Origin of the sequence: Corynebacterium sp. HMSC073H12, from assembly GCF_001837775.1 — a bacterium.
In the GTDB taxonomy this organism is placed as follows: Bacteria; Actinomycetota; Actinomycetes; order Mycobacteriales; family Mycobacteriaceae; genus Corynebacterium; species Corynebacterium amycolatum.
Map to the genome: position 1 here is coordinate 1 of NZ_KV834039.1, position 237 is coordinate 237.

Annotated in this window: 1 pseudogene; it reads right to left on the bottom strand. The window is 54.9% G+C overall.

Features of this window, described 5'->3' with window-relative positions:
- Positions 1 to 237 (bottom strand): annotated as a pseudogene (locus tag HMPREF2708_RS11180) (IS30 family transposase); the annotation flags it as partial.

The following is a 237-nucleotide window of genomic DNA, read 5'->3' on the forward strand; positions in this document are numbered from 1 at the left end:
TTGGCTTCCGCTGGGCGAAGTGAAATATTGGCATCATGGGTCCAGCGTTTTCCTCGTGGTTTGGGCACCCCCGCTAAAAGCGAGCGGGGTTTACGCCCTGGCCGGGTAGTCCGGCAGGACTTTTCAAACACAAGTTCTTTGCGCAAGCTACCTGCCCCTTGTACGTAAAGGGCCTGGTAAATCGACTCGTGGCTAATAGTCATGGACGTATTATCACCCCACAGTGCAGCCAACCTG